General features: G+C 66.0%; 18 protein-coding genes and 3 tRNA genes. 8 read left to right on the plus strand and 13 right to left on the minus strand.

Annotation, left to right across the window (positions count from 1 at the left end):
* Positions 1-188: 188 nt before the first annotated feature.
* Positions 189-1,580, minus strand: a complete 1,392-nt coding sequence (gene tig / locus NIBR502772_RS15260) for a trigger factor (RefSeq protein ID WP_104060841.1) — start codon at positions 1,578-1,580, stop codon at positions 189-191.
* Positions 1,581-1,665: 85 nt separating this feature from the next.
* Positions 1,666-1,740 (minus strand) — tRNA-Pro (locus tag NIBR502772_RS15265).
* A gap of 148 nt (positions 1,741-1,888) precedes the next feature.
* Here NIBR502772_RS15265 and NIBR502772_RS15270 point away from each other — a divergent pair.
* Positions 1,889-1,962, plus strand: a tRNA-Gly gene (locus NIBR502772_RS15270).
* A 59-nt stretch (positions 1,963-2,021) separates the two neighbouring features.
* Here NIBR502772_RS15270 and NIBR502772_RS15275 read toward each other — a convergent pair.
* From NIBR502772_RS15275 to NIBR502772_RS15285, 3 genes are all read right to left on the minus strand, one after another.
* Positions 2,022-2,942 (minus strand): Fpg/Nei family DNA glycosylase, encoded by a 921-nt coding sequence (locus tag NIBR502772_RS15275; protein WP_141140837.1) that lies wholly within the window; start codon positions 2,940-2,942, stop codon positions 2,022-2,024.
* Entirely contained in the window at positions 2,942-3,436 is a 495-nt protein-coding gene (locus NIBR502772_RS15280) for a ribose-5-phosphate isomerase (protein WP_141140838.1), read from the minus strand. The genes NIBR502772_RS15275 and NIBR502772_RS15280 overlap by 1 nt, the downstream gene beginning before the upstream one ends.
* 79 nt (positions 3,437-3,515) lie before the next feature.
* Positions 3,516-4,532, minus strand: coding sequence for a hypothetical protein (locus NIBR502772_RS15285; RefSeq protein ID WP_141140839.1), 1,017 nt, complete (start codon positions 4,530-4,532; stop codon positions 3,516-3,518).
* A gap of 110 nt (positions 4,533-4,642) precedes the next feature.
* Between NIBR502772_RS15285 and pepN the strand changes: the two genes are divergently transcribed.
* Together pepN and NIBR502772_RS15295 are read left to right on the plus strand one after the other, a co-directional pair.
* Positions 4,643-7,210 carry an aminopeptidase N gene (pepN, locus tag NIBR502772_RS15290; RefSeq protein WP_141140840.1) on the plus strand — a complete coding sequence of 856 codons (2,568 nt, stop codon included), beginning with the start codon at positions 4,643-4,645 and terminating at the stop codon, positions 7,208-7,210.
* Between the two features lie 9 nt (positions 7,211-7,219).
* Entirely contained in the window at positions 7,220-7,693 is a 474-nt protein-coding gene (locus tag NIBR502772_RS15295; RefSeq protein WP_104060846.1) for an OsmC family protein, read from the plus strand.
* Between the two features lie 7 nt (positions 7,694-7,700).
* Here NIBR502772_RS15295 and NIBR502772_RS15300 read toward each other — a convergent pair whose 3' ends face one another.
* On the minus strand, positions 7,701-8,708 hold the full coding sequence (locus NIBR502772_RS15300) for an NAD-dependent epimerase/dehydratase family protein (RefSeq protein ID WP_141140841.1): 1,008 nt from the start codon (positions 8,706-8,708) through the stop codon (positions 7,701-7,703).
* Between the two features lie 133 nt (positions 8,709-8,841).
* On the opposite strand from NIBR502772_RS15300, the gene NIBR502772_RS15305 reads away from it, so the two are divergent.
* Together NIBR502772_RS15305 and NIBR502772_RS15310 are read left to right on the plus strand one after the other, a co-directional pair.
* Complete coding sequence (locus NIBR502772_RS15305) at positions 8,842-9,522, plus strand: mechanosensitive ion channel family protein (protein WP_371706684.1); 681 nt, start codon at positions 8,842-8,844, stop codon at positions 9,520-9,522.
* 4 nt (positions 9,523-9,526) lie between these two features.
* Positions 9,527-9,979 carry a globin gene (locus NIBR502772_RS15310; protein WP_141140843.1) on the plus strand — a complete coding sequence of 151 codons (453 nt, stop codon included), beginning with the start codon at positions 9,527-9,529 and terminating at the stop codon, positions 9,977-9,979.
* Positions 9,980-10,031: 52 nt separating this feature from the next.
* Here NIBR502772_RS15310 and NIBR502772_RS15315 read toward each other — a convergent pair whose 3' ends face one another.
* Complete coding sequence (locus NIBR502772_RS15315) at positions 10,032-10,688, minus strand: hypothetical protein (RefSeq protein WP_104060850.1); 657 nt, start codon at positions 10,686-10,688, stop codon at positions 10,032-10,034.
* A 63-nt stretch (positions 10,689-10,751) separates the two neighbouring features.
* On the opposite strand from NIBR502772_RS15315, the gene NIBR502772_RS15320 reads away from it, so the two are divergent.
* On the plus strand, positions 10,752-11,732 hold the full coding sequence (locus NIBR502772_RS15320; protein ID WP_141140844.1) for an acyl-CoA thioesterase II: 981 nt from the start codon (positions 10,752-10,754) through the stop codon (positions 11,730-11,732).
* A 101-nt stretch (positions 11,733-11,833) separates the two neighbouring features.
* On the opposite strand, the gene ettA is transcribed toward NIBR502772_RS15320, so the two are convergent.
* The 3 genes from ettA to NIBR502772_RS15335 form a co-directional block, all read right to left on the minus strand.
* A complete protein-coding gene (gene ettA / locus NIBR502772_RS15325) occupies positions 11,834-13,516 on the minus strand; it encodes an energy-dependent translational throttle protein EttA (RefSeq protein WP_058932192.1) in 1,683 nt (560 codons plus the stop codon).
* Positions 13,517-13,562: 46 nt separating this feature from the next.
* Positions 13,563-14,120 (minus strand): hypothetical protein, encoded by a 558-nt coding sequence (locus NIBR502772_RS22845; RefSeq protein WP_246848548.1) that lies wholly within the window; start codon positions 14,118-14,120, stop codon positions 13,563-13,565.
* A 108-nt stretch (positions 14,121-14,228) separates the two neighbouring features.
* Complete coding sequence (locus NIBR502772_RS15335; RefSeq protein WP_141140845.1) at positions 14,229-14,810, minus strand: single-stranded DNA-binding protein; 582 nt, start codon at positions 14,808-14,810, stop codon at positions 14,229-14,231.
* 215 nt (positions 14,811-15,025) lie between these two features.
* Between NIBR502772_RS15335 and NIBR502772_RS15340 the strand changes: the two genes are divergently transcribed.
* Positions 15,026-15,098, plus strand: a tRNA-Arg gene (locus tag NIBR502772_RS15340).
* Between the two features lie 112 nt (positions 15,099-15,210).
* On the opposite strand, the gene NIBR502772_RS15345 is transcribed toward NIBR502772_RS15340, so the two are convergent.
* From NIBR502772_RS15345 to NIBR502772_RS15355, 3 genes are read right to left on the minus strand one after another with little or no spacing between them, the layout of a single operon-like run.
* Complete coding sequence (locus NIBR502772_RS15345) at positions 15,211-16,068, minus strand: sugar phosphate isomerase/epimerase (RefSeq protein WP_141140846.1); 858 nt, start codon at positions 16,066-16,068, stop codon at positions 15,211-15,213.
* A complete protein-coding gene (locus tag NIBR502772_RS15350; RefSeq protein ID WP_141140847.1) occupies positions 16,065-17,279 on the minus strand; it encodes a dihydrodipicolinate synthase family protein in 1,215 nt (404 codons plus the stop codon). Before NIBR502772_RS15350 ends, NIBR502772_RS15345 begins: the two co-directional genes overlap by 4 nt.
* Positions 17,279-18,448 (minus strand): Gfo/Idh/MocA family protein, encoded by a 1,170-nt coding sequence (locus NIBR502772_RS15355; RefSeq protein ID WP_141140848.1) that lies wholly within the window; start codon positions 18,446-18,448, stop codon positions 17,279-17,281. Before NIBR502772_RS15355 ends, NIBR502772_RS15350 begins: the two co-directional genes overlap by 1 nt.
* 177 nt (positions 18,449-18,625) lie before the next feature.
* Here NIBR502772_RS15355 and NIBR502772_RS15360 point away from each other — a divergent pair, with 177 nt between their 5' ends.
* Positions 18,626-19,714 carry a LacI family DNA-binding transcriptional regulator gene (locus tag NIBR502772_RS15360; RefSeq protein WP_141140849.1) on the plus strand — a complete coding sequence of 363 codons (1,089 nt, stop codon included), beginning with the start codon at positions 18,626-18,628 and terminating at the stop codon, positions 19,712-19,714.
* Positions 19,715-19,717: the final 3 nt, after the last annotated feature.

Below are 19,717 nucleotides of genomic sequence, written 5' to 3' on the forward strand. Positions count from 1 at the left end.
CCTCTCGCTGGTGACGGTGACATCACTGAACTTCACTACTTGGACACTAACCGGTTTGGTGGCCGATTTGTTCGCGGGAATCGCGCTGTTCGCTGACGGCGCACGATCCCTGCGACTGCCCGTTAACCAAGGCAGCCCCCGGACCAATAGGTCCGGGGGCTGCCTTCAGTCGCACTGCCAGGGGCGTGCTAGAACTTCACGGCTGCCGGGTCGTCACTCGGGGTGGCCTCGGTCTCGGCGTTGGTGTCTTCAGCAGCCTCAGCCTCAACGGCGGGAGCCTCTTCTTCGCCGCCGGGGCGGACGAAGTCGCTGAGGTCAACGGTCTTGCCGTCGGTGTCGGTCACGGTGGCCTGGCCCAGGACAACAGCCAAGGCCTTCCGGCGGCGGACCTCGGAAACCATCATGGGAACCTGGCCGCTCTGATCGATGATCTGGGCGAACTGGTTCGGGTCCATGCCGTACTGGCTGGCGGCGCTGACGATGTAGTCGATCAGCTCAGCCTGGCTGACGTTGACTTCTTCCTTTTCGGCAATGGCGTCAAGGATGACTTCGTTCTGGAAGGCGCGGGCGGTGTTGGCCTTGACCTCTTCGCGGTGCTCCTCGGTGTCGTGTTCGCCTTCACCGTGGCCGTTGCCCTCCTTGAAGTGCGCGTCGACCTGCTCGTCGACCACGGAGTCCGGAACCGGAACCGCAATGAGCTCAACGAGCTTGTCCAGGACCTTGTCGCGGGCCTCTACGCCCTGCTCAACAACCTTGGAGTCGGCGGCCTGCTTGGCCAGGTCCTCGCGGAGTTCGGCAAGCGTGTCGAACTCGGAGGCCAGCTGGGCGAAGTCGTCGTCGGCCTCGGGAAGCTCGCGCTCCTTGACGGCCTTGACAACAACCTTCACCTGGGCGGACTCACCGGCGTGGTCACCGCCCACCAGGGTGGTTTCGAAGATGGCGTCCTCGTCAACGCTGAGGCCGGTCACGGCCTCGTCCAGGCCCTCGAGCATGGTTTCCGTGCCCACCTGGTAGGACAGGCCGGACGCGGAATCAACGTCGGCGCCGTCAATGGTGGCGGTGATGTCGATGGTCAGGAAGTCGCCATCGGCGGCCGGGCGGTCCACGGACTTCAGCGTGCCGAAGCGGCCGCGCAGTTCGTCCAGGGCCTTGTCAACGTCTTCGTCGGAGGATTCCGCTGCGGCTACCTCGACCTCGATGCCGGCGTAGTCCGGGAGTTCGATCTCCGGACGGATATCGACCTCGGCGTGGAACTTCAGTTCCCCGTCCGTGGAGGTGGGGTCCGGAACTTCGGTGATCTCAACCTCGGGACGGCTCAGGGGGCGAATGCCGGATTCCTGGACTGCAGCCTGGTACCAGCCGTTGAGGCCTTCGTTGATGGCCGTCTCCAGGACGTAGCCGCGGCCAACGCGCTGGTCGATCAGCTTGGACGGGACCTTGCCCTTACGGAAGCCAGGGACCTGGATCTGCGAAGCAACAGTCTTGTATGCCTCGTCGATGCTGGGCTTCAATTCCTCAAAAGGGACCTCAACATTGAGCTTGACCCGCGTGGGGGTGAGGTTCTCGACAGCGCTCTTCACGGTCTAAGTACTCCTGGGTTTGTGGGATGGGTTTCTGCAAACGCATTTTTCTGCCCGGGCCGCTTGCACGGACCGAGCCGCAGAGTCGGGGTGACAGGATTTGAACCTGCGACTTCCTGCTCCCAAAGCAGGTGCTCTAGCCAAGCTGAGCTACACCCCGTAAGTGCACAGACAAGTCTACGTTCATCCGGGCGTTCTTTGCACATTTGACACGTGGGGCATGAATTAGGTTTAGTTGTATCCGGCTTCAACAGCCAGCCCGAAGAAACGCAGCGCAGCCCGATGCAACAGCTGAGCCGCATTTTTCCGGGGACGTAGCTTAGTGGTAAAGCCTCAGTCTTCCAAACTGATGATGCGGGTTCGATTCCCGTCGTCCCCTCCACAAAAGCAGGGCCCCTCAGCTGAGGGGCCCTGCTTTTTTGTTTGGCCGGCTGGGGTCGGCTACTGCTGGCAGCCGGGGCACCAGTAGAGCTTGCGGCCCACCATTTCAGTGATGGCCACCGGCACGGCGCAGACCCGGCAGGGCTGCCCTTCGCGCTTGTACACAAAGTGGGCGTCGCCGCCCGTGGGCAGGAGCGCCCCTGGTTCCGGGTTATCCGGCTCCCAATACACCGGCGGTGTGGTGATGATCCGCCCGTCGCGGACGCCGTCGGCCATTACTGCGGCTGTGTCGTCCCACAACAGACCGGCGGCGCCGCTGGAGAGTCCGGTACCCGGCAGCCACGGATCCAGCCGCTGCCGGAACAGCACTTCGGCCCGGTAGACATTCCCGACGCCGGCAATCACCTTCTGGTCCATCAGCAGCGCGGCGATAGACGTCTTGCGGGACAAAAGGCCCGTCACAAACCGGGTCCTGTCCGCGGGATGGTTGTGCAGCGGATCCGGCCCCAGCCGGGCCAGGACGGCCCGGGCTTCTGCCTCGGTGATGGCCGCACAGGTGGTGGCACCGCGGAGGTCCGCCCAGCCATGCTTGCTGACCAGCCGGACACGTACGGCGCCGCGGGGCTCGGGAGGTCCCGCGTACTCAACCATCCCGGCGTCGTGGGTAATTTCGGGGTCCTCGAAAACCTCGCGCTCCCCGATCTTCCGCGGGGCGCCGATGCTGGAGGCCCCGCGGAAGGTCGCGTCGCCGCCGAAGTCCCAGGCCCCGTAGAGCCCCAGGTGGACGTGCAGCACCACGGCGTGGTCAAAGTGCAGGAAGAGGTGCTTGCCGTGGGCGCGGGAATCCGTCAGGACCTGGCCGTCCAGCAGGGCTGCGCCGGCAACGAACCGGCCCTGGGGGCTGCTGACGGACAGCGGCTCCCCGGTAAAAACGTCCGCGAACTGTTGCGCCAGGCGGCGGACGGAGTGCCCTTCGGGCACTACTCGATGACCTCGCCGGTGGTTTCGTAAGCCGCGATCTTGCCGATGCGGCGGACGTGCCTTTCGTCGTTGCTGAAGGGCTCAGTCAGGAACGCCTCGATCAGTTCGGTTGCTTCCTCGACGGTGTGCTGGCGGCCGCCCACGGCCACCACGTTGGCGTCGTTGTGTTCGCGTGCCAAAGTTGCGGTGGAGTGGTTCCAGGCGAGGGCTGCGCGGACCCCCTTGACCTTGTTGGCGGCGATCTGCTCACCGTTGCCCGAGCCGCCCAGGACGATGCCCAGGGCGTGGACTCCTGCCTGCTGGTCAGCGACGACGGCGAGCGCTGCGTTGATGCAGAAGGACGGGTAGTCGTCCAGGGCGTCGTATTCCTTGGGTCCGTGGTCCACCACGTCGTAGCCCTTGGCCATGAGGTGGCTTACCAGGTGGGCGCTGAGTTCCATGCCTGCGTGGTCGGTGGCGATGTGTACCCGCGGGAAGGCAGGGGAAGAAGTCACAGCAGTATCCGTTCGTTTCGGCGCCGGGGGGCCAGCAGCACTGGTTCGGGCCAGGGTCAGATCATCAGGGACAAGGTTACTAGGACTCAGGCTCCGGCGCGCGTTCGCCGGGGGTGCCCCCGTGCGCCCTGGCAGCCACCCGGGTCAGGACTTCCGCCAGCCGGGCCGCGGATGCCGGACTGCCGCCGCTGACCGCAAGGTTGCGCCCATCGGTTTGATGCACGACGACGGCGGGTCCGCTGCTGACCAGCATCGCGGCGGTGCCGCTGTGGTTGCGGTAGCCCCACCCGCCGTAGTCGGCGGCGCGGACGTCCGCGGCACTTGCTGTGGAGATCGCGGCCGCCGGCACATCCATGACCGGCAGCACTCCGGCCACCAGGACACGCAGGCCGCGGCGATCGGCCTTGACGCGGGCGCAGAGGAAAGCAGCGCCCACCACAGCGAGGGCAGCCACCAGGGCCCCGAGCCAGGGCAGCGCCACAGCGATCAGCGCGGCCGGGAAGAGGCTTGCCACCGCGATCATCACAAAGACCGAGCTGCGGGCGTGCACCCACATCCGGAACGTGTCCCCCGCAAGCTCCGGGTCAAGCTCGCGGGCGAGGGCACGCTCCAGGGCCCGGTCATCGTCAAGCGACCACTGCCGGTCGGCCTTGAACACGAAGCCCATGATGACACCCAGCGACAACGCCGCCCCGCTGCCCAATGCGAGGACCGTGAGATCCACCCGGGACTCCCGGGCGTCCGCGAGGCCGGCCTGCCCCACCAGCCCGGCCGCCAGGACGCTGGTGATGAACAGGCTCAGGAACAGTCCCGTCCCCATCATGATCCGGCGCATCACAGCGGGCCGGGACAGCGGTGCCGCCTGGAACATCACCAGCCAGCCTGAGGCGATGATGAGCAGCGCGCCGCCGCCTGCATAGGCGCCGAACGGGGCAAAGGAGGCGCCGCCGTCGGCCGTCCAGCTGATGGCTACGGGGTCCGGAAGATCGGGACGCAGCAAGAAGGCGCAGAACACAAAAGCCGCCGCCAGGACCATGGGAAAGCCGACGGCGAAGCGCAGTGCCTTGGTATCCACCGAATCCCGGAACTTTCCCATGCATTAACGCTACTCCCGCCGGACGCCGTGACAGAATGACTTCACTGTGCCGGTGCAGGCCACCGCCCGCCGGCAACCGCAACCCCTTCTGGAGGCCCCACTTGCCAGGTATGAACCTGACTCGCACCGAAGCCCGCGAGCGTGCCGCACTCATCAACGTTGATTCCTACGATGTCATCCTCGACCTGACCAGAGGCGAGAAGGTCTTCGGGACCACCACCACCGTGAAGTTCACGGCAGTGCCGGGTTCCACCACTTTCATCGACGCCGTAACGCATGCCGTGCACAGCATCACGCTCAATGGGCACGCCCTGGATCCTGCGGCAGTGTCCGACGGTATCCGGATCCAGTTGCCGGACCTGGCCGCGGCCAACGAGCTCACGGTGGTAGCCGACGCGCCGTACATGAACACCGGCGAAGGCCTGCACCGCTTTGTGGATCCGGTGGACCACGAGGTGTACCTGTACACGCAGTTTGAGGTTCCCGATTCGCGCCGGATGTTCGCGGTGTTTGAGCAGCCCGACCTCAAGGGCACCTTCAGATTCACGGTCACGGCGCCGTCGCACTGGGATGTCATCTCCAACTCCCCCACCCCCGGCCCGGTGGAAGCCACACCAGGGGACGACGGCGGCGCCCGCTCGGTCTGGACGTTCGCCCCCACACCACGGCTGTCCTCCTACGTCACCGCCCTGATCGCCGGCCCGTACCAGTCGGTCCGCAGCGAAGTGGCCAGTTCCGACGGCCGCGTGATCCCGCTGGGAGTTTTTGCCCGGAAGTCCCTGATGCAGTATCTCGACGCGGACAACATCTTCGAGCTGACCCGTCAGGGCTTCGAATTCTTCGAGGCGCAGTTCGGCTTCCCGTACCCGTTCGAGAAGTACGACCAGCTCTTTGTGCCCGAGTTCAACGCCGGCGCCATGGAGAATGCCGGCGCGGTGACCATCCTCGAAGGCTACGTATTCCGGAGCAAGGTGACCGGGGCGCAGATCGAGCGTCGGGCCATCACCGTGCTGCACGAACTCGCGCACATGTGGTTCGGCGACCTGGTGACGATGCGCTGGTGGAACGACCTCTGGCTCAACGAATCCTTCGCCGAATACATGTCCCACCTCGCAGCCGTGGAAAACACGTCCTTCACCAGCGCGTGGACAACTTTCGCCTCGGTGGAGAAGTCCTGGGCCTACCGCCAGGACCAGTTGCCCACTACTCACCCGATCTTCGCCGACATCAACGACCTCCAGGACGTGGAGGTCAACTTCGACGGCATCACCTACGCCAAGGGCGCCTCGGTCCTGCGCCAGCTGGTGGCCTGGGTGGGGCCGGAGCAGTTCATGGCCGGGGTCCGGGAGTATTTCGCGAAGCACGCCTGGCAGAACACCGAGCTGAGTGACCTCATGGTGGAGCTGGAGAAGGCCAGCGGCCGCGACCTGGACCAGTGGGGCCGCCTCTGGCTGGAGACTGCCGGCGTCAATACGCTCAAGCCGGAGCTCTCCGTGGACGGCTCCGGGACGCTGACATCCTTCACCATCGTGCAGTCCGCCGTCGAGGAGTGGCCCACCATCCGTCCGCACCGGCTCGCCGTCGGGTTCTACAACCTGAACAGCGCGGGCAAGCTGGAGCGCGTGCACCGCGAGGAGCTCGACGTAGACGGCGAGCGCACCGAGGTGCCGGAGCTGGCAGGCCTGACGCAGCCGGACCTGATCCTGGTCAACGACGACGACCTCGCCTACGCCAAGGTCCGGCTGGACGAGAAGTCCCTCGCCACGGCAACGGCGCACCTGAAGGACTTCAGCGAGAGCCTGCCGCGCACCCTGGTGTGGAACTCCGCCTGGGACGCTGCCCGCGACGGCGAGTCCCCGGCGCGCCGGTATGTGGAGCTGATCCTGGCCAACGTGGCCGCGGAATCGGATTCTTCGGTGATCCTGGTCCAGCTGCGCCAGCTGGCCACGACTCTCAACTTCTATGTGGCCGAGGAGCACCGCGAGGCCACTACTGTCACCGCCGTGGACACACTCTGGGACCTGGCCAGCGCAGCGCCCGGCGGGTCCGACGCGCAGCTGCAGTTTGTGAAGTCGTTTGCCCTGCTGGCCGGCAGCCCGGGCCAGCTGGACACCGTTGCCGGACTGCTGGACGGCACGGCCACCCTGGAGGGGCTGGCCGTGGACCAGGACCTCCGCTGGGAGCTGCTGGCGTCCCTGGTGGCCGGTGGCCGGCGGGGCCAGGCACAGATCGACGCCGAACTGGAGCGCGACAACACTGCCAGCGGACAGAACGCCGCGGCGCTGGCCACGGCCGCCATCCCCACCGCCGAAGCCAAGGCCGCCGCGTGGGACTCGGTGGTGGTCACGGGCGAACTCTCCAATGCGCTGCAGGGTTCAGCCGTGACAGGCTTTATGCGGGTGCTGGACCGCTCGCTGCTCGAGCCGTATGCGGAAAAGTACTTCGAGGCTGTTCCCGGGATCGTGGCAAACCGCACGCACGCACTCGCCCAGCAGATCGTCGTCGGGCTTTATCCGGCACTGCTGACCATGCAGGCAACCGTGGACCGGACGGATGCTTTCCTCGCCGGTCTTCCGGCCGACAGCAGCGCCCTGCGCCGCATGATGCTGGAAAACCGGGACGGCGTGGCCCGGGCGCTACGGGCACGCGCGGCCGACGTGCTGCCGGGCGAAGCCTAGTCCGGCGCCATGGGCCTGGGCGAGCACCACTATTCCCTGACCGTGCAGTGGACCGGCAACCTGGGCGACGGCACGTCGTCGTACCGGGGCTACTCACGGGACCACGACATCCGGATCCCAGGGCTGCCGGTCCTGCCCGGTTCCGCCGATCCGACGTTCCATGGGGACCGTGACCGGTACAACCCGGAGCAGCTGCTCCTGGCGGCGCTGGCGCAGTGCCACATGCTGTCGTTCCTGCATGTGGCGGTGAAGCACGGGGTGGTGGTGACCGACTATCAGGACGACGCCACCGGTGTGATGCGGCTGAACCGCGACGGCAGTGGACAGTTCGAGTCCGTCACGCTGAACCCGAGGGTGACGGTGGCGGACGCGGCCCATGTGGATCTGGCGGAACAGCTTCACCGCGAAGCCAACGCGGTCTGTTTCATCGCCCGGAGCGTCAACTTCCCCGTGCATCATTCGCCCGTGACCGTGGTGGCCTGAGAGGAGTTCACCGCCCGGTCAGCACTTCACCAGCCAGTAGTTCTTGGGCCAGCCGGGCTTCGGTGGCGGGCGTGAGCCCTGCCTTGCGGGGGCGTTCCAGGCCGCGGCGGCGTTCGTCCTCCAGGGTGGCCGCCAGCGTTTCCTGCCAGCGTCTTATGGCCATCCCGGCGGCCTTGGCGGCGGTGTTGCTGCGGTTGCAGAACCCTTCGTGGCCGGGCGGCAGCCACAGCGGGAGGGAATCCGGTCCGGCCCAGTAGTCGATCCCCTGTTCCAGGAGCCACTCCTCCGGGGCATCGAGGGCCTCGCCTTGGTACCCAGCCACTGTTTTGGCCGCCTCGATGTACTCGCCAAAGGGAACGTGCTCCCCCACTGCGTTCAGCGGCCCCGTCACCCCGCGCTGGGCGGCATCGAGGACCCAGGCCGCGAGGTCCCGCACATCAATGACCTGGGTGGCGTGGCCGGCGATGGCCGGGACCACGGCCGGGGCGTTGTCCCGGGCAAACCTTGCAGGCCAGTAGCCGTACCGGTCCGTTCCATCGCCGGGGCCGCCGATCAGGCCGGCGCGGCAGAGGTGCGCCCTGTCGCCCACAGCTTCCAGGGTTGCCTGTTCAATCGCTGACTTGGATTCCCCATAGTTCTCCGGGGTGGAGTCCGTGCCGGCTGGCAGCGGTGCCAGCAGGTCAGCGTCCTCAGCCGCTCCCGGCGTCGAAGGGTCTGCGTAGACGGAGCAGCTGGACACAAACGTCCAGTGGGCAGCCCGGTGGGCCAGGGCGGCCAGCGCCCCCTTGGCCAGGACAGGATCGCGGGCCACATCAATGACCGCATCCCACTCCCCTGCCACCTGTGCGTAGCTGTTCGCGCCGAGTGAACGGTCCGCTTTTACCCACCGGACACCGGCTGGCGGTTCCGTCGCGGATCCGCGGGCAAGGCACGTGACTGTGTGACCTGCGGAAACGGCCTGCCGGGCGATTTCAGACGAGAGAAAGGCGGTTCCGCCCAGAATGAGGATGCGCATGGGGCCACGCTACGGCGCTAGGGTTGAAAGAGAATAGAGCCTTATGCCGCGGGCGAACCTGTGCATGGGCCGACGTCATCCCCCGGCCGCCGCCGGTGACCCCCCAAGGAGTTTTGCCTCTATGTTCAGCACGATGTCGCTTACACCCCCGCCCCTCACCTCGCAGCCCAACGGCGTCAGCATCACAGGCATCGCGATCAGCCTTGGCGTCGGAATCGCCGTTTGGTTGGTGGCGACGTTCGTGATTTCGCGGATCACCAAACGCGTGGCTGCGGGTACCAACTTCTTCAAGAAACCACATTTCAAGTGGGTCGCCCCGGCGCTGCGGGCACTGGACCATGAACGCCGCGTGCAGCGGGCGGAAACCATCGGTTCCCTGCTCAACAGCATCGTGGGCGTACTGGTGGCCGTGATCACCATCATGTATGTGCTGCAGAACCTGGACATCAACATCGCCCCGCTGCTGACCAGCGTGGGAATCCTGGGTATCGCCATCGGTTTTGGCGCCCAGCAGCTGATCCGCGACTTCCTCGCCGGCATCTTCATCACCATCGAGGACCAGTACGGGATCGGCGACGTCATCGAAACCAGCGAAGTAGTGGGTGTGGTGGAGTCCATGGGGCTGCGCATCACCCGGGTCCGCTCGGAGGACGGCGCCATCTGGTACCTCCGCAATGGCGAGATCCTTCGCGTCGGCAACCGTTCGCAGGGCAACTACGTTCCGGTGCCGGACTCCCCTGCGGCCGAGCCGGACACTGCCCTGAGTGCGCCCGCCACCGAGGCGAAAAAGACAGAGCAAAAGGCCGGAGAATAGAGACATGACCACACCCGCCGAGCCGCAGCAGCCACGCCAGCTCATGCAGAACGATCCCTTCAGCCAGCCCGGCTACACGGAGAACTTCTACGATGCCGTGGGCGGACACGAGACGTTCGTCAAGCTGATCGATGTCTTTTACGACGGCGTCGCAACGGATCCGCTGTTGCGCCCGATGTACCCGGAGGAGGACCTCGAACCGGCCAAACGGCGGTTCCTGATGTTCCTGGAGCAGTACTGGGGCGGCCCCACCACGTACGGCGAGGAACGCGGCCACCCTCGCCTGCGGATGCGCCACATACCGTTCCGGGTCACGCCGGAAGCAAAGGACCGCTGGCTGTTCCACATGCGGACGGCCGTCGACGCCCTGGAACTGCCTCCCTTGTACGAGGGAACGCTGTGGGACTACATGGACCGTGCCGCGCTGTCCATGGTGAACAGCCCGTCGGAGGCCTGACGCGGCCTTCGGGCTTAGCGCATGGGCGCGTACGACGGCGGCTGGCCGGGTACTAGAGGCCGCTGCCGGTCCGTGCCAGGACGTGGCCGCGTGGACCACTGAGGCGGAACCAACGGCCCGCCCGGTACAGCTTCTGGTCCGCGTCTGCGAGGAATCCCAGGGTGAGGGCCGCGAAGGCGGCTCCTGCCGGAAGGCCGGAGTCATCAAGGGCACGGCCCCACACAGCGGCGCGGGCGTTGTTGACGATCAGCGCCCCCGGCTGGGCGGGCATGATGCCCGCCACTTCGGTGATGCCGGCTTCGGCCGCGCGCCGGAGTTCGGCATCCGACAACGCACCCACCAGTTCCCAGCCGGTGCGCGGTGCGCCGACGCCTGTCCACGATTCGGTGACTGTGGATGGCGGAACCGGCAGCTCGACGTCGTCCTCCCCTGCCCTGGCAAGCCGGTCAAGGACGGCTGAGAGCGGTACGGTCACGTCAATCGCGGAAGGTTCCGCCAGCGCCATGGTGCGCAGGCCCAGGATGGTGGGGGTGGATTCGCCCAGCAGGCGAGGCCGCAGAATGCACACGTAGGCCGCGAGGACGGAACCTGCGGCCTGAAGCCGGATGGCGCCGTCGTCGACCGTCTTGGCACGGGTGGTGAATGTTCGCAGATCCGCGAGATCACGCGGGTCGGCGAACCGGAAGGACTTCGTAAGTAGGTCAGACACATTAAGAACACTACCGGCTGAAGCTTGGTTGAGCAGCGGCGGGGCGGCGTCTAGAGTCGATCCATGACTGAAGCCGAAACCGGACTGCTGGCGCCACCCAGCGGCGACCCCACCGAAACGCTCATCCAGCTCCTTGACCTTGGTGAGCTTGAGGGCGCCCGGACGGATGAGGACATCTTCCTTGGCCCATCGCAGCAGCAGCCCCGGCAGCGTGTGTTCGGCGGCCAGGTGCTGGCCCAGTCGTTGGTCGCTTCCATGAGGACGGTGGACCCGGAACGGTTTGTCCATTCCATGCATGGCTATTTCCTCCGGCCCGGCGACGCCAACAAGCCCATCACGTTCGGTGTCCAGCGCCTGCGTGACGGCCGGTCCTTTTCGGCGCGGCGTGTCCATGCCTACCAGGAAGGGGTGCCCATCCTTTCGATGATCGCGTCTTTCCAGGACCTGGACGAAGGCCTCAACCACGAATCCAAGATGCCCGCCGGCATTCCCGATCCTGAGTCGCTGCCCAGCACGGCCGACCTGCTGGGCAAGTTCGACCACCCCATCGCCCAGCACTGGGCTTACGAGCGGCCCTTTGACATCAGGCACGTCGACCCGCCGCTCTACGTTTCGGCCAAAGGCAAGAAGGAGGCCCGGAACGCCGTCTGGATGAAGACGTTCGGGCCCATGCCCGAAGATTCAAACCTGCACCGGGCCGCCCTGGCCTATGCAAGCGACTACACGCTGCTGGAATCCATCCTGCGCCGCCACGGGCTGAGCTGGATCACGCCCGGCATGAGTGTCGCCAGCCTCGACCACGCCATGTGGTGGCACCGTCCCGCCCGGGTGGACGAATGGCTGCTCTACGTCCAGGAATCCCCCAGCGCCCAGGGAGCCCGCGGCCTCGCAACGGGCAAAATTTTCAACCGGGCCGGGCAGCACGTTGCCTCGGTGGCGCAGGAGGGCATGGTCCGGGTTCCCACCGACCTGAAAAACAAAGTAGTTGGCGCGTTCCAGTCCAAAGTCCTGGAGCACCAGATCCGCAAGGCCGTGCGGAACTGAGGCTGAGCGGGCTGACCGAGCCGGCTGACTGAGCCGGCTGACTGAGCCGGCTGGCAGCAGAAAGGCCGGCACCCCTGACGGGGTGCCGGCCTTCTTTGCGATCAGTCGCGGGTGAGGCGGCGGTGCGTCACGCGGTGCGGCTTGGCCGCATCGGGTCCGAGCCGTTCCACCTTGTTCTCCTCGTAGGATTCGAAGTTGCCCTCGAACCAGTACCACTTGGCGGGGTTTTCCTCGTCGCCTTCGTAGGCCAGGATGTGTGTGGCCACCCGGTCCAGGAACCAGCGGTCGTGCGATACCACCACGGCGCAGCCGGGGAACTCCAGCAGCGCGTTTTCAAGGCTGCTGAGGGTTTCGACGTCGAGGTCGTTAGTGGGTTCGTCAAGGAGCAGCAGGTTACCGCCCTGTTTGAGCGTCAGTGCAAGGTTGAGGCGGTTGCGCTCACCGCCGGAGAGCACCCCGGCCTTCTTCTGCTGGTCCGGACCCTTGAAGCCGAAAGCGGCAACGTAGGCGCGGGACGGCATTTCGACCTGGCCCACCTGGATGTAATCGAGGCCGTCCGAAACAACTTCCCACAGGGTCTTGTTCGGGTCGATGCCGCCGCGGCTCTGGTCCGCGTAGGAGATCTTGACCGAATCGCCGATCTTCAGCTCGCCGCCGTCGAGCGGCTCCAGGCCAATGATGGTTTTGAACAGCGTGGACTTGCCCACGCCGTTGGGGCCGATGACGCCGACGATGCCGTTGCGGGGAAGCGTGAAGGACAGGCCGTCGATCAGGGTGCGGTCGTCGAAGCCCTTCTGCAGGTTCCTGGCTTCCAGGACCAGCCCGCCCAGGCGCGGGCCCGGCGGGATCTGGATCTCTTCGAAGTCAAGCTTGCGCGTGCGGTCAGCCTCGGCAGCCATCTCCTCGTAGCGGGCCAGACGGGCCTTGGACTTGGTCTGGCGGCCCTTGGCGTTGGAGCGTACCCACTCGAGTTCCTCGGTGAGGCGCTTGGCCTGCTTGGCGTCCTTTTTGCCCTGGACTTCCAGGCGGGCCCGCTTCTTCTCCAGGTACGTGGAGTAGTTGCCTTCGTAGGGGTACAGGTGGCCGCGGTCAACCTCGGCGATCCATTCCGCGACGTGGTCGAGGAAGTACCGGTCGTGGGTGACGGCCAGGACTGCGCCGGCGTAGCTGGAGAGGTGCTGTTCCAGCCACAGTACGCTCTCGGCGTCGAGGTGGTTGGTGGGCTCGTCCAGGAGCAGGAGGTCGGGCTTCTGGAGCAGGAGCTTGCAGAGGGCCACGCGGCGGCGCTCACCGCCGGAGAGCAGCGTCACGTCGGCGTCCGCGGGCGGGCAGCGGAGGGCGTCCATGGCTTGCTCGAGCTGGGAGTCGAGATCCCAGGCCTCAGCAGCGTCAATGGCTTCCTGCAGCTGACCCATTTCTTCGAGCAGGACGTCGAAGTCAGCGTCGGGGCTGGCCATTTCCTCGGAGATCTCGTTGAAGCGCTGGATCTTGCCGTAGATCTCGCCAACGCCTTCCTGGACGTTGCCCAGGACAGTCTTTTCCTCGTTCAGTGGCGGTTCCTGCAACAGGATCCCCACGGTGTAGCCGGGGCTGAGCCGGGCCTCACCGTTGGAGGGGATGTCCAGTCCGGCCATGATCTTCAGGATGGTGGACTTACCGGCACCGTTCGGGCCAACAACACCGATTTTGGCGCCCGGGAAGAACGACATGCTTACGTTGTCAAGAATGAGTTTTTCGCCAACTGCCTTGCGGGCATTGGTCATTGTGTAGATAAATTCCGCCATGGTTCCAAATCTAGTGGGTTGGCGGGCTTAACTCACATTCGAGGCGTCAGGCAGCCGCTCCCACGAAACACTTGCCGCTGGCCAGGACCGGCAGAACGATAACGGTGACCTTGCCGTCGCGGACCTGTCCCACCACGCAGTCGGTGCCCTGCAACACAGCGGCCTCAATGGCATCAGCTTCCAGCCCGGTAGGCGTCCGGCTCGCCGACACTTCGAGCGCCGGCGGGGAAATCCCGGCGCCGGTCAGGGCATCTGTCACCTGGGCTGTGGCCGGCTTTGGTGTCCCCGCCGCCAGCTTCCCCAGCGCATCCGTCACAGTCTGTTTCATCGCCACGATGGCCGGATCCTCCGCCGGGGACGTGGCGGCGGGCTGGGTGGAGCCCGTGGTTGCCAGCCCCGAGGGGGTTGCCACTTCGCCGGGCGTGGCAGCGCCAGTGCCGGTCGCCGTTGCGGAGCCGCCGGTGCAGGCCGCAAGCGCAAGAACCATCAGGAGGCTTCCGGCGAGCGCCGCGGGCGCCCGACCCGCAGCTGGCCCAAACCGACGGGAACGGGTGGCCCGGCTGGTGATGGGGGTTGCCTGCCGGGTGTCCGTCGCGCGATTCATGCCGCCATTCTGCCACGCGGCCAAGCCTGGGACGGAACGGTGCCGGCGCGGGCGGACTGCCGGCCCCGGGCCCGCCCGCGTCCCGCGCGGTATCCAGCGCCAGCACTTTCAGACGGTGGCTCCGGCGAGCTCGCCTGTTTCAGCGTCCACCGGAATGCGGTTGCCGTCTGCATCCTCGTGGAAGACTCCCAACGCTGCAGCGTCATCGTCCGTGTGCTCTCCTTCTTCCGGGTCTCCGCCGTCGTCGTCAGGATCAGCGGGGCCGACGCCGCCGCCTTCCGCTGACGCCTCCTGCCCTGCCGCGCCGTTGTCTGAGACGAGGTGCAGTCCGGTATCGCTGGTTCGGATGTAGTTGGCCGAACCACGCTTGAGGTCGTGACCCACGGAATCCGCATCGATTTCGGCCGAATGGTAGACCCGGCCGTCTTTCTCCCAGCTGCGCAGCTTGAGCCGGCCAACGACGATGACGCACTGGCCCTTTTTGATACTGCAGGCCATGTTCCCGGCAAGCTGACGGTAGCCCTGGACGTTGAACCAGTTGGTGTGGCTGTCCACCCAGGTACTGGTGGCACGGTCAAAACGCCGCGCCGTTGAACCGAGGCGGAACGAGGCGGTGCCAACGCCGCCCGGAGTTGTGGAGGTCTTGATATCCGTGGCAACGAAGCCCCGGAATGTTTGGTAGTCAGTCATCATCTTGTCCTGTCTCGAAAGGTAGCGCCTTAGCGGCAGAACCAGCTTCGCGCGGACAGCACCGGGTCGCGAGAGACAAGTTCGCGTATGTGCACAACCCTTCCCGAAACTGCCTTGTTGAGGACAAGTAACCGGCAGCGGGCGACGCTGACGCTGCTGCACGTCGGGGCAATGTAGACTTTTGATGCGCCGGATCCATGGTCGTGGCGCCACGTGCCCCAGTAGCTCAGGGGATAGAGCAGCGGCCTTCTAATCCGCCGGTCGGGGGTTCGATTCCCTCCTGGGGCACAAGTTGTTGAGCCAGCACCTCCGTTACGGATGCGCCGGTCAGCGAAGAACACCCCCGGTCTTCAGACCGGGGGTGTTCTTCGTTGTGTGGCTGGTGTGAAATTGCCGTTTCTCAGGCGTAAGGCAGGACGAGTTCCGCGTAGCGGGCCTTGACGGTTTCCATGACAGCGTCTCCGTCGGCGTCCCAGATCTCCTGGTTGAAGATTTCAACTTCGATGTCCCCGGTGTACCCGGCGTCCCTGACCCAGGTGCTGATCGTGGCGAAGTCTATGACGCCGTCGCCCATAAAGCCCCGGGACAGCAGCGGATCGGCCGCTATGGGCATGTTGAAGTCACACACCTGGTAGGAGGCGATGCGCCCTTCCCTGCCGGCGCGTTCGATCTGCGCCTTCAGCTCCGGGTCCCACCAGACGTGAAACGTGTCGACGGCGATGCCCACGGCCTGCGCATCAAACGGGGTTGCAAGATCCAGGGCCTGGCCCAGGGTCGAAATGACGGCGCGGTCCGCTGCGTACATCGGGTGCAGCGGTTCCAGCACCAGCCGGATGCCCTGCTCCGAGGCGAACGGGACAAGATCGGCAAGGCGGTCGGCAACGCGCTGGCGCGCGGCCACCACATCCTTCTCCCCCGGAGCCAGCCCGCCGACCACCAGGAAGAGTTCCCGGGTGTCCAGCGCAGCGGCTTCGAGGACGGCCGCGCGGTTGTCCGCCAGGGCGGCGTCCTGGCCATCGGCGTCGGGCGCTGTCAGGAAGCCGCCGCGGCACAGGGAGGAGACCCGGAGGCCGGCGTCCTTGATCAGCTTCGCGGCCTTGTCCAGCCCCGCTTCTTCAACCCGGTCGCGCCACGGGGCGATCGCGGGGATTCCGGCGCGGACACAGCCATCAACCACTTCGGCAAGCGTCAGCTTCTTGGTAGTGGCGCTGTTCAGGGAAAGCCGTGAAAAAGGGGACCGTTCTGAATTAGATGTCATATTCCCACTCCGTTGATACGCAGGTAGTCGGACATCCGGAAGGCGGCGAGGGCCGGGTCTTTCAGCAGCCCTGCCTGGTCAGCCAGCTCGAACGTTTTGGCCAGGTGCACCACGGAGCGGCCGGAGTGCAGGCCGCCCACCATCTGGAAGCCGGGCTGTTTGCCGTTGAGCCAGGACATAAAGGCGATCCCGGTCTTGTAGTAGAACGTGGGGGCACTGAAGATGTGCTTGCCGAGCTCGCGGGTGGAGTCCAGGATGGCGTGCGCTTCCTCAGCCTTGCCGGCGTCGTACTTCTGCAGCGCAACCGATGCGGCAGGGTAGATCGCAGCGAAGATGCCCAGCAGCGCGTCCGAATGGTGGCTGCCGTCGCCGTCGATCAGTTCCGGGTAGTTGAAGTCGTCGCCGGTGTAGAGGCGGACCCCTTCGGGCAGGGCAGCGCGCAGGGCAACCTCGTGGGAAGCGTCCAGCAGGGAGACTTTCACGCCGTCCACCTTGTCCGCGTGCTCGCGGACAAGGGACAGAAAGGTCTCGGTCGCGGCAGCGACGTCGTCCGAACCCCAGTACCCGGCCAGCGCGGGATCGAACATGGTCCCGAGCCAGTGCAGGATGACGGGCTGGTCAACTTCCTGCAGCAACGTGGAGTAGACGTGCAGGTAGTCGTCCGGACTGTTGGCCACACGGGCCAGCGCCCGGGAAGCCATCAGGATGATCTTGGGTCCGGCTTCACTGACGACGGCGATCTGCTCGCGGTAGGCGTCCAGGACAGCGGCGAGTCCTGGGCTGCCGGTGGGCAGTGTGGCGAGGTCCAGCTGGTCGGTGCCGGCGCCACACGAGACGAGGTCGCGCACGGTCTTCCCGGCGGTAGCGGGGCCACCGGCAGCGACCACCGAAGCGGCCTCAACACCGGTGCGTTTGATGAGCTGCTGGGTTGCGGCCCAGTCCAGGCCCATGCCGCGCTGGGCGGTGTCCATGGCGTCGGCGACACCGAGGCCGTAGGACCAGAGTTCGTGCCGGTACGCCAGGGTGGCGTCCCAGTCGAGGCTGGCCGGGGCACCTGGCGTGTTGTCCGCCAGGACCTCGGGAATGACGTGCGCGGCGGCGTAGGCACGCCGCGACGTGAGTGGGGCGGTGGGGCGGGCCCACGACACGCCGCCCTGGAGGCGGTACTCGCGGGTGCCGCCGTCGTGGGTGGGAAGAATCAGGGAAGTCATCAGAGCGTGATCTCCGGGATGTCGATGGTGCGGCGTTCGTCGTTGGACTGCAGGCCAAGCTCGGCGAGCTGGACGCCGCGGGCAGCGGACAGCAGGCCGAAGCGGTGCTCGCGGCCGGCTACGACATCGCGCAGGAACTCTTCCCACTGCAGCTTGAAGCCGTTATCCAGCTCGGCGTTGGCAGGGACTTCCTGCCACTGGCTGCGGAAGGATTCCGTGACGGGCAGGTCCGGGTTCCAGACGGGCTTGGGGGTGTGCGCACGCTGCTGGGCTACGCACTTGTTGAGTCCGGCAACGGCCGAACCGTGCGTGCCGTCGATCTGGAATTCCACAAGCTCGTCGCGGTAGACGCGGACAGCCCAGGAGGAGTTGATCTGGCCGATGACCGGCTCGCCCGCCGGCGTTTCGAGTTCGAAGATGCCGTAGGAGGCGTCGTCCGCCGTGGCCTTGTACTCCTTGCCTGCCTCGTCCCAGCGAGCCGGGATGTGGGTGGCGGTCTTGGCATTGACGCTCTTGACCTTGCCGATGATGCCTTCGAGGACATAGTTCCAGTGGCAGAACATGTCCGTGGTCATTCCGCCGCCGTCTTCCTTGCGGTAGTTCCAGGACGGGCGCTGCGCTGCCTGCACGTCGCCTTCGAAGACCCAGTAACCGAATTCGCCGCGGATGGAGAGGATGCGGCCGAAGAAACCTTCGTCAACCAGGCGGCGCAGCTTGACCAGACCCGGCAGGTACAGCTTGTCGTGAACAACGCCTGCGGTAACGCCGGCTTCCTTGCCGATCCGGGCCAGCTCGATGGCTTCTTCGAGCGATTCGGCTGTGGGCTTCTCCGTGAAGATGTGCTTGCCGGCCAGCATGGCCTTCTTCAGGGTGGCGGCACGGAGGCTGGTCATGGACGCGTCAAAGATGATGTCCACCGAAGGATCGTTGATCACGGAATCCAGGTCCGTGGTCCATTCGGCCACCTTGTGGAGCTCGGCGAGCTCACGGATCTTGGCTTCATTGCGGCCCACCAGGATCGGCTCCACCTGGACCCTGGTGCCGTCCTCCAGCGTGAAGCCCCCGGCGTCGCGGATGGGAAGGATGGAACGCAGCAGGTGCTGGCGGTAACCCATCCGGCCGGTGATGCCATTCATGGCGATACGGATCGTCTTTGTTTCGAAGCCCATGTGTCCTCCACGGTGAGTGAGCAGGTTACTCAAACTGAATTGGGAAAGCGCATTCCCACTGCATCCATCATGCACCGCGCCCCTTCGGGTTGGCAAGCGCTTTCCCAAAGTATCCTCAAACTGCCATACTGAAAGCGGCGCTAACGGCGCTGAAAGTCTGTACGAACGGGAGAAGTTGTGGCTGCAAGTACCCTCACCGAGGTGGCCCGGCTGGCGGGCGTGTCGCCGGCCACCGCCTCCCGCGTGCTGAACGGCTCCGCCCGGATACCCGGCAAGGATATTGCGGACCGGGTGCGCCAGGCCGCCGAATCCCTCGGCTACATTCCGAACGCCCAGGCGCAGGGGCTGGCCAAGTCCAGCTCGGGGCTGATCGGGCTGATCGTGCATGACATTGCCGATCCGTACTTCGCAGCCATTGCCCGCGGCGTCCAGGATGCCGCGAGGGAACAGCACAAGATGGTGCTGCTGGCCACCACCGAGGGCGGTCCGGACAGTGAGAAGGAAGCCGTGGCTGCCTTCGCCGCACGCCGCGCCGATTCCATCGTGATCGCAGGATCACGGACCTCCCGCACCGAGGACCTGGAAGGCAACACCGAACTCGCTGCGGAACTGGACCGATACTGCCGCAACGGCGGCCACGTGGGCGTGATCGGCCACGGGATTGTGGGGGCCGCGACAGCGGACGGCTACCACGTGGTGAGTGTGCCCAATGAGGAGCTGGCCGCGCAGCTCGCAACTGAGCTGGCCGCGTCGCGGGAAGAAGACTTCGTGATCGTCGGCGGCCCGGAAGGGCTGTTCACCTCCGACGACCGGATCCGTGGGTTCCAGCGCGGCCTCGCCAGCGCCGGCCTGCCTGCCGCGGACGTCATCCGCACGGACTTCACCCGTGCGGGCGGCTTCGAGGCCGGCCTCGCCCTGGCTGCACGGATCACAGCGTCCCAACCCGGGACCGCGACAAAACGGCTTTGCATCTTTGCCGTCAACGATGTTATGGCCATCGGGGCCGCCGCCGCGCTGCGCTCCCAGGGACTGCGGATCCCGCGCGACGCCGCCGTTGCCGGTTTCGACGATATTGAGACTCTGCGCGATTTCCGGCCGGCCCTCTCCACGGTGCACCTTCCCCTGGAGGAGATCGGACGGCAGGCCGCCAGCAGCGCAGCCGGCCCGTCCGCCGACGATGCCGGATCGCCCCCGATAACCGGCCAGATCATACTCCGGCGCAGCACCGAAGCGGCACACCCGAGCAGCGCCGAGTCGGTGGCCTGACCA

This window comes from Pseudarthrobacter sp. NIBRBAC000502772, assembly GCF_006517235.1.
GTDB lineage: Bacteria > Actinomycetota > Actinomycetes > Actinomycetales > Micrococcaceae > Arthrobacter.

Bases quoted from the DNA above. Each gene is read 5' to 3' on its own strand.
- NIBR502772_RS15295 (WP_104060846.1), top strand. From the start codon at position 7,220: ATGGGCCTGGGCGAGCACCACTATTCCCTGACCGTGCAGTGGACCGGC.
- NIBR502772_RS15305 (WP_371706684.1), top strand. From the start codon at position 8,842: ATGTCGCTTACACCCCCGCCCCTCACCTCGCAGCCCAACGGCGTCAGC.
- NIBR502772_RS15320 (WP_141140844.1), top strand. From the start codon at position 10,752: ATGACTGAAGCCGAAACCGGACTGCTGGCGCCACCCAGCGGCGACCCC.
- NIBR502772_RS15335 (WP_141140845.1), bottom strand. From the start codon at position 14,810: ATGACTGACTACCAAACATTCCGGGGCTTCGTTGCCACGGATATCAAG.
- NIBR502772_RS15300 (WP_141140841.1), bottom strand. From the start codon at position 8,708: ATGCGCATCCTCATTCTGGGCGGAACCGCCTTTCTCTCGTCTGAAATC.
- NIBR502772_RS15310 (WP_141140843.1), top strand. From the start codon at position 9,527: ATGACCACACCCGCCGAGCCGCAGCAGCCACGCCAGCTCATGCAGAAC.
- pepN (WP_141140840.1), top strand. From the start codon at position 4,643: ATGAACCTGACTCGCACCGAAGCCCGCGAGCGTGCCGCACTCATCAAC.
- ettA (WP_058932192.1), bottom strand. From the start codon at position 13,516: ATGGCGGAATTTATCTACACAATGACCAATGCCCGCAAGGCAGTTGGC.
- NIBR502772_RS22845 (WP_246848548.1), bottom strand. From the start codon at position 14,120: ATGAATCGCGCGACGGACACCCGGCAGGCAACCCCCATCACCAGCCGG.
- NIBR502772_RS15350 (WP_141140847.1), bottom strand. From the start codon at position 17,279: ATGACTTCCCTGATTCTTCCCACCCACGACGGCGGCACCCGCGAGTAC.
- NIBR502772_RS15345 (WP_141140846.1), bottom strand. From the start codon at position 16,068: ATGACATCTAATTCAGAACGGTCCCCTTTTTCACGGCTTTCCCTGAAC.
- NIBR502772_RS15285 (WP_141140839.1), bottom strand. From the start codon at position 4,532: ATGGGAAAGTTCCGGGATTCGGTGGATACCAAGGCACTGCGCTTCGCC.
- NIBR502772_RS15355 (WP_141140848.1), bottom strand. From the start codon at position 18,448: ATGGGCTTCGAAACAAAGACGATCCGTATCGCCATGAATGGCATCACC.